We start from the raw sequence: 7,627 nt of genomic DNA, 5'->3' as shown, positions 1-7,627 counted from the left end.
GTGGTCGCGTCGAGGGCGGCGCGGCCCTCGTGGAGCAGCATCTCTCCGGCGCCGGTGAGGGAGACGCCGCGGCGGTTGCGTTTCAGCAGGCAGACGTCGAGGCGCCGTTCGAGCTGCTGGATCGCCCGGGACAGCGGTGGCTGGGCCATGCCGAGGCGCTCGGCGGCGCGGCCGAAGTGCAGTTCCTCTGCGACGGCCAGGAAGTACCTCAGCTCGCGGGTCTCCAAGGTGTCCATGGGCCCAACATACCTCCGTGATACCTGACGGGTATGACAGGGCGCTGGATCGGTATTGGATGCGCTGCTCGTCCGCGAGCGAGTATCGACGGCATGAGCGAAACCACGAACACACCTCCCGCGTCACTGCCCGGCGGCACCTGGACCCTGGGCGATCTGACCGTCACCCGCTTCGGCTACGGCGCCATGCAACTCGCCGGCCCCGGAGTCATGGGCCCGCCCGCCGACCGCGACAGCGCACTCGCCGTACTGCGCGAGGCCGCAGACCTCGGGATCAGCCACATCGACACCGCCGGCGCATACGGACCACGCGTCACCAACCAGCTGATCCGTGAAGCACTGCACCCCTACCCCGCATCTCTGCACATCGTGACCAAGGTCGGCGCGGTCCGCGATCAGCAGGGTGGCTGGCCCCCAGCCCGGCAGCCCGCGGACCTTCGCCGCGCCGTCCAGGAGAACCTTGAGGACCTCGGCCTCGACTCGCTCGACGTGGTCAATCTCCGGCTCGGCAACGCTCTGGGTCCCCAGCCCGGCTCGCTCGCCGAACCCTTCGAGACCCTCGTCGAACTCCAGCAGCAGGGCTTGATCCGACACCTCGGAGTGAGCAACGCGACCGCGGAACAGGTCGCCGAGGCGCAGGCGATCGCGCCGATCGTGTGCGTGCAGAACATGTACAACCTCGCCTACCGTCAGGACGACGAGCTGATCGACGAGCTCGCTGGCAAGGGCATCGCCTATGTGCCCTTCTTCCCGCTCGGCGGCTTCACCCCGCTGCAGGCCACGGCGCTTTCCGCCGTGGCCACCCGGCTGGACGCAACGCCGATGTCGGTCGCCCTGGCCTGGCTGTTGCGGCGGTCCCCGAACATCCTGCTGATTCCGGGCACCTCTTCGGTGCGGCATCTGCGTGAGAACGTCGCCGGGGCGGGGCTCTCACTCTCCGACAGGGAACTCGCCGAGTTGGACAACATCGGCCACTGAAGCGTGTGGCAGAGGGCGGTGGGGCCACGCATGTGCCTTCTCGGCCGGCGCCTGGCGACGCGGACGGCACCAACAAGCCCGCCTCAGCCACCACAGACGACGCGGACACGGTCCACGACGCCAGGCCACCAGTCACGGCAACCACCGTTGCGGTACTAAGGGCGGGCGTAAGGCCGAGTCATGACCTCCATGTTGTGACCGTCCGGGTCGTCGAAGTAGGCGCCGCGACCACCGAACAGACGGTTGATCTGGCCGGGTTCGGTGTGACTCGGGTCGGCGTAGTAGGTGACTCCGACCATCTCCAGACGGGCGACAGCGGCCTCGAACTGCTCGTCAGGGACGAGGAAGGCATAGTGCTGTGACTGGATCGGCTCGTCCCTCTTCTCGTAGTAGTCGAGCGTCACGCCGTTGCCGAGGTCGACGGGGAGAAACGGTCCAAACGGGGTGCCCACCTTCAGGCCAAGGACCGCGGCGAGGAACTCGGCGGACAGCTGCCGGTCGCTCGCGTAGACGGCAGTGTGGTTCAGCTGGACGCCGGCTGCCGTCAGCTCGGATTCATGCGGGTACTGCTGGTCATCGGACATCAGTGAGGGGTCTCCGGTCCTGGAATCCGCTGGAATGGGGCGCCGTGCGCGCGCCCGGGAGCTAAGACACGGAGAAGGGGGCGGGCCTCTTGCCCGCCTCGTGCTCACGCAGAGGCCGGGAACCTCACTCGTGTGTGGCCCATGGCCGACCCGGCAGTCACCCGACTGACCTTAGTAACCAGCACGGACGGGGGCAACACCGTTTCAGCCACAGATTCTTTGTCGTCGTGGCAGGTGCGGAACTGGGCGGCCACACGCCGTCCTGGCCCATGACCTTGACCAAAGAGAGCGGGGCGCCCCCACGCCACTCCTCGTCGAACCGGGCCGGGGCGATGTGGTGCCACTTGCCCCGGTGGGTGGAGCCGTGGAGCAGCTCGCCACCGTCTCAGAGCTTGCGGGCCACCGCTCCGTACATGGCGATGGCCGCGTCGTCGATGCCGTCCTGCTCGGGCCCGGGCCGCCACTTGTGGACCTGGGTGATGCCGGGCCCGACCAGTTCCATTCCGTCGAAGAACGAGGTGGCGGTGGGAAGGTCGCGCAGCACCATGGGCATGCCCTGCTGGGCGTACTCCTCGGCCACCCGCCCGACCTCCTCGGGTGCGAAGTCGGCGGTCCCGATCGTCATCGCCAGGTAGCTGCCCGACGGCAGCGGGTCGAGCAGCTGCTGCACCAGGCGACGGTCCTCCGGCGACGGGATGAAGTGAAGGATCCCGATGATCATCAGGCCCACCGGCTCGTTCAGATCGAGCAGTTCACGGAACCCCGGGCTGTCCAGAATGGCGTCGGGGTCGAGCATGTCGGCGTCGACGTAGGCCGTCGCGCCTTCGGGCGAGCTCTCCAGAAGGGCACGGGCGTGGGCGAGGACAATGGGGTCGTTGTCGACGTAGACCACGTGCGACTCCGGCGCCACCTGCTGCACCACCTCATGGAGGTTCGGTGCGGTGGGAAGGCCGGTTCCGATGTCGAGGAACTGCCGGATGCCACGCTCCTGGGCAAGGTAACGCCCGGCGCGGTGCATGAACCGCCGGTTCTCGCCCATGTGCACCGGCAGTGCCGGCCAGTGCCGGCACATGGCCTCGCCCGCCTCGGCATCGACCAGGTAGTGATCCTTGCCGCCCAGGATGTAGTCGTACACCCGGGCGGAGTGAGCCGTTGAGGTATCGATCCGATCGTGCACAGGCCGCTCCGTTCCTCGCTGTCGAAAGTGATCCAGACGGTACATGGCCGGAACCAGTACTGGTGAGCCTGAGTGGTTGTCAGGAGACTTCGGGTGAAGGGTTTGAGGGCGGGTTTCCTGTGGTCGGGCCCGGCGGCGCCGTGTCCCGCAGAACGTCGGGCGGACGCGGGTGACCGATGCGGGCCGGGCGGTCGGATCCGGGCCTCGTCGGGTGACTCGTGACTCCGCCATCGGTCGGCGCTGTCGCGCCGGAGGTGTCCGTCAGGCCGCCCGGAGCGTCAGGCCGCCCGGAGCGTCAGGGCGCCCTCCGGGTCCGGCGCTGAGCACGGGCGGAACCCCTCCGAGAGCCGGTCGATGAGGGGCCGCAGCCACCGGCAGTCGTCGGACGAGGGGTGGCACAGGCGCATGCGCCGGGCCTGGAGCGGAGTGATGCGCAGCTCGGTGAGCCGGCCAGTGCCGGGCTCCAGCGAGGGGAGGTAGAGGAGCCGCAGGTCGTCGCGGTACTGCTCGTGGCCGGTGATTCCCTCGTAGTCGTTGATGAGGTCGCCGCAGCCGTACAGGACGAGCTTGCCCCGGTACAGCTCCAGGGGGCGGGGATGGTGCGAGGAGTGGCCATGCACGATGTCCGCCCCGGCGTCGATCAGGGCGTGGGCGGAGGCGACTTGGTCCCGGGGCAGGCGATAGCCCCAGTTGGATCCCCAGTGGACCGAGATCACCACGAGGTCGCCGGGGCGCTTCATCTCCCGGATACGGCCGGTGACTTCGGCTGCGGCGGTGTCCGAAAGGCCGGCCAGGAAGCCGACTCCGCCGTGCGACCCGGTCGCGGCCCAGGACCGCGGGACACCGCTCGACGGCATGCCGAAGGAGAAGACCAGGAGCCGTCGCCCGCCGGCGAGGGGGACGGTCGCCGGGCGGCTCGCCCCGGCGGCGTCCCGGCCGGCACCGGCCGTCCGTATCCCCGCGCCGGCCAGTGAGCCGAGTGTCTCCGTGAGGCCGCGGCGGCCGAAGTCCAGGACGTGGTTGTTGGCCAGTACGCAGACGTCGGGGCGGGCGGCCGACAGACAGGGCAGGTTGGCGGGGTGCATCCGGTAGTGGATCTCCTTGCCCGGGGCGAACGAGTCGCTGCGCGTGACGCTGGTCTCCAGATTGATCACGCGGGCGTCGGGCGCGGCCGAATCGAGGACCTCCAGTGCGTCCCCCCAGGGCCAGGCGAAGCCGACCGGACGAGGGATGGGGCCGTTCGCCGCCTCGGCCAGACCGACGTAGTCCCGGGCGTCCCTGACGTACCTCTCGCGGAGTTCCGGGTCGCCGGGGTGCGGCAGGATCTGGTCCACGCCCCGGCCGAGCATGACATCGCCGCAGACGGACAGGGTAATCAAGCCGGCCCTCCGTTCGGTGTTCCGTGCCACCGTCCCGTACCACCATTGTCGCGCCGCGAGACGCCCCGGCTCAGCCCGAGTCCGTGGCCAGGCGTTCCAGGAGGGCAGGCAGCGCGGCGAAGGAGTCGATGATGTGGTCGGGTGTGCCCGTGGCCGCGCGGTGGGTCTCGGGTGTGTACTTGCCGGTCCTGACGAGGACGCCGGTGATCCCGCCGCGCTGGGCGGCGAGTACGTCGGACTCGATGTCGTCCCCGACCATGAGCGCCGCCGCCGGCTCGACGCCCAGGTGGGCGAGGGCGGCGGCGAAGAACGCCTCCGACGGTTTGCCGGTGATCACCGCCTCGACCTGTGCGGCCCGCTCCAGGCCCAGGAGGAAGGCTCCGCTGTCGAGGCTGAGGCCGTCGGCGGTGCGCCAGAAGAGGTTGCGGTGCATCGCGACGAGGGGGACTCCGCGCTGCAGGTGGCGGAACACGCGGTTGAGGGCCGGGTAGCCGAACACGTCGCCGGCCCCTCCGACGACGACCACATCCACATCCACGTCCACATCCACATCCACATTCACGTCCACGTCGGCGTCCCGGTCCGTGTCGTCGACGAGTGTCACACCCGCCAGGTCGTCCCCGATGTCACCGGCGTTGAGCAGCAGACAGCGGGCGCGCGGCCAGTGCTCGCGCAGATACGCGGCGGTGGCGGCCGGCGCGGTGAGGATGTCGTCGGCGGTGACGGGGAACCCCGCCCCGGCCAGACGTTCGGCGATCGAGGCGCGAGTCCGCGAGGTCGTGTTGGTGACCAGGGCGAAGGGGAGTCCCGAGGCACGCAGCCGCTCCATGGCCGCGACGGCGCCGGGCAGCGGCTCCCAGGAGACCGTGAGTACCCCGTCGATGTCGATCAGGACCGCGCCCAGGGCCGCGCCGCTTCGTTCCATACGACCGACGGTAGCCACCCTCCTACGGCATCGCAGCGTGTACGGAACCCGTCGCACAGCCGCCCCGAGTTGCGGCATGCCGCGAACAGAGCTAGTCCGAAAACAGGGATACCGAAAGCAGGGATACAGGGATATGCCTGCCGTCTCTTCCGGGAGGAGGCGAAGACGGTGTTGTTCGCCGACCGTGTGGACGCCGGACGACGTCTCGCCCCAGCAGTGGAGCACCTGCGGGCGGCAAGGCCCGTCGTCCTCGGCCTGCCCCGGGGCGGTGTGCCGGTGGCTCATGAGGTGGCGCGGGCGCTCGGGGCCCCGCTCGATGTGGTCGTGGTGCGCAAGCTGGGGGTCCCTCACCACCCTGAACTGGGGTTCGGCGCGATCGGGGAGGGCGGCGTACGGGTGCTGAGCGATGACATCGTGCGCCGCAGCGGGGTCCGGCAGCCGGAGCTCACGGCGGTCGAGCACGCGGAGGAACAGGAGCTGCTGCGACGGGCGCGGCGCTACCGCGAAGGGCGGCCCCGGACGGCCGTCGACGGCCGGACGGTGATCGTGGTGGACGACGGGGTCGCGACCGGCGCCACGGCGGCCGCCGCGTGTCAGGTCGTACGGGAGCAGGGCGCCGCCCATGTGGTGCTCGCCGTGCCGGTGGCGCCGCCGGACGTGGTCGAGCGGCTGCACGGGGCGGCGGACGACGTGGTGTGCCTGTCCAGGCCCGACCTGTTCAGCGCCGTCGGCGAGTGGTACCAGGACTTCGCGCAGACCACGGACGAAGAAGTGATCACACGCCTGACCGAAGCGGCGGCGGCCCGTTCCGCACCGGTCACCGCCGAGGTCGATGTGGACGCGGACGGTGTCCGGCTGGCGGGCGACCTCGCGCTGCCGGCCGGCGCGACAGCCGTGGTGATGTTCGCCCACGGCTCCGGCAGCAGCCGGCACAGCCCGCGCAACCGGTCGGTGGCGGCGGCACTGCGCGACGCGGGTCTGGGCACGCTGCTCTTCGACCTGCTCACCCCGGCCGAGGAGGCCGACCGGGCGAACGTCTTCGCCATCGACACCCTGGCCCGAAGGCTGTCGACGGCCACCCGCTGGCTCCGGGAACGCGAGTCCCTGCCGATCGGCTACTTCGGAGCGAGCACCGGGGCCGCCGCCGCGCTCCGGGCGGCCGCGGACGAGGAAGCGTCCGTCGGCGCCGTGGTGTCGCGGGGCGGGCGGCCCGATCTCGCCGCGCCCTGCCTCGGCGACGTACGGGCACCGACGCTGCTGATCGTCGGCGGGGACGACACATCGGTGCTCGATCTCAACCGCGCCGCCCAGGCCGAGCTGCGCTGCGAAAACCGCCTCGACATCGTCCCCGGGGCCACGCATCTCTTCGAGGAACCCGGAGCGCTCGACCAGGTCGCCGACCTCGCACGTGCGTGGTTCGTCCGGCACCTGACGGCGGGCGGTGGCACGTAGGCCGGTGCGGTCATCGCGTCAGCAACGTCGGCAACCGGTCAGCAGGAGCCTCGAATATCCAGCCGACACCGGGACGGGCACGCGATTCGTTGTAAAGTAGGGCAACGGTACTTGACCTGCAAAAACGCAGGCAGGAAGCCTCGAATCGGGAGTGCCCTCATGATGCGCACCATGTTCAAGTCCAAGATCCACCGTGCCACGGTGACCCAGGCCGACCTGCACTACGTCGGGTCGGTCACCGTTGACGCGGCACTGATGGAAGCCGCCGACCTGCTGCCCGGCGAGCTGGTACACATCGTCGACATCGACAACGGCGCCCGCCTGGAGACGTACGTCATCGAGGGCGAACGCGGCTCGGGCGTCATCGGTATCAACGGCGCCGCCGCCCACCTCGTCCACCCCGGAGACCTGGTGATCCTCATCAGTTACGCCCAGGTGGACGACGCCGAGGCGCGTACGCTCCGGCCGAGCGTCGTCCACGTCGACGCGGACAACCGGATCGTCGCCCTCGGGGCCGACACGGCCGCGCCCGTACCCGGCACCGGTCAGGTGCGCCCTCCACACGCCAGGCCCCTGGTCGCCGGAGCCTGACGGAAGGGCTGCCCCCGCCCGGTCGTACGGCCCTGCGCCCCCTCGGGCTCTCTCGGGCCTGCCGGTGCGGCCCCCGGTTGGCGGAAAGCCCCGGGAGTGCTCCGGGGCGAGGGCTCGCGGCGGGCGGTGGCCGGTCCGGTCCGGTCGGCTTCGGCCCGGCGCGCGTGTTCGGTCCGGTTCGGTCCGGCGCGCGTGGGCAGGCGGAGCGGGAGACATTGGAAGGACATGCCGCCGAACTGTGCGACGCCCACCGTGACGCATCCATATCCAGACCCCGTACCCCCGAATCCGACCCCGCCGCCGGT

Annotated in this window: 8 protein-coding genes; 3 read left to right on the top strand and 5 right to left on the bottom strand. The window is 70.5% G+C overall.

Annotated elements, in window-relative coordinates; all coding sequences use genetic code 11:
* The coding region (locus G3I19_RS32480) for a LysR family transcriptional regulator (protein WP_164267302.1) at window positions 1-236 on the bottom strand (236 nt) is incomplete at its 3' end.
* 93 nt (window positions 237-329) lie between these two features.
* Between G3I19_RS32480 and G3I19_RS32475 the strand changes: the two genes are divergently transcribed.
* Window positions 330-1,214, top strand: a complete 885-nt coding sequence (locus tag G3I19_RS32475) for an aldo/keto reductase family oxidoreductase (RefSeq protein WP_164267301.1) — start codon at window positions 330-332, stop codon at window positions 1,212-1,214.
* 155 nt (window positions 1,215-1,369) lie between these two features.
* On the opposite strand, the gene G3I19_RS32470 is transcribed toward G3I19_RS32475, so the two are convergent.
* From G3I19_RS32470 to G3I19_RS32455, 4 genes are all read right to left on the bottom strand, one after another.
* Window positions 1,370-1,798: a VOC family protein gene (locus G3I19_RS32470; RefSeq protein WP_164267300.1), complete on the bottom strand. Its 429-nt coding sequence runs from the start codon at window positions 1,796-1,798 to the stop codon at window positions 1,370-1,372.
* Window positions 1,799-2,183: 385 nt separating this feature from the next.
* Entirely contained in the window at window positions 2,184-2,975 is a 792-nt protein-coding gene (locus tag G3I19_RS32465; protein ID WP_343235273.1) for an SAM-dependent methyltransferase, read from the bottom strand.
* A 278-nt stretch (window positions 2,976-3,253) separates the two neighbouring features.
* Window positions 3,254-4,351, bottom strand: a complete 1,098-nt coding sequence (locus tag G3I19_RS32460) for a CapA family protein (protein ID WP_343235274.1) — start codon at window positions 4,349-4,351, stop codon at window positions 3,254-3,256.
* A gap of 73 nt (window positions 4,352-4,424) precedes the next feature.
* On the bottom strand, window positions 4,425-5,279 hold the full coding sequence (locus G3I19_RS32455; RefSeq protein WP_164267298.1) for an HAD-IIA family hydrolase: 855 nt from the start codon (window positions 5,277-5,279) through the stop codon (window positions 4,425-4,427).
* 168 nt (window positions 5,280-5,447) lie between these two features.
* Here G3I19_RS32455 and G3I19_RS32450 point away from each other — a divergent pair, with 168 nt between their 5' ends.
* Together G3I19_RS32450 and panD are read left to right on the top strand one after the other, a co-directional pair.
* Entirely contained in the window at window positions 5,448-6,731 is a 1,284-nt protein-coding gene (locus G3I19_RS32450; RefSeq protein WP_164267297.1) for a phosphoribosyltransferase family protein, read from the top strand.
* 159 nt (window positions 6,732-6,890) lie between these two features.
* Window positions 6,891-7,322, top strand: a complete 432-nt coding sequence (panD, locus tag G3I19_RS32445; protein ID WP_164267296.1) for an aspartate 1-decarboxylase — start codon at window positions 6,891-6,893, stop codon at window positions 7,320-7,322.
* The last annotated feature ends 305 nt before the right edge of the window (window positions 7,323-7,627 follow it).

This window comes from Streptomyces sp. SID10853 (assembly GCF_010548145.1).
GTDB lineage: Bacteria > Actinomycetota > Actinomycetes > Streptomycetales > Streptomycetaceae > Streptomyces.
This window is presented reverse-complemented; position numbering and strand designations above follow the sequence as displayed.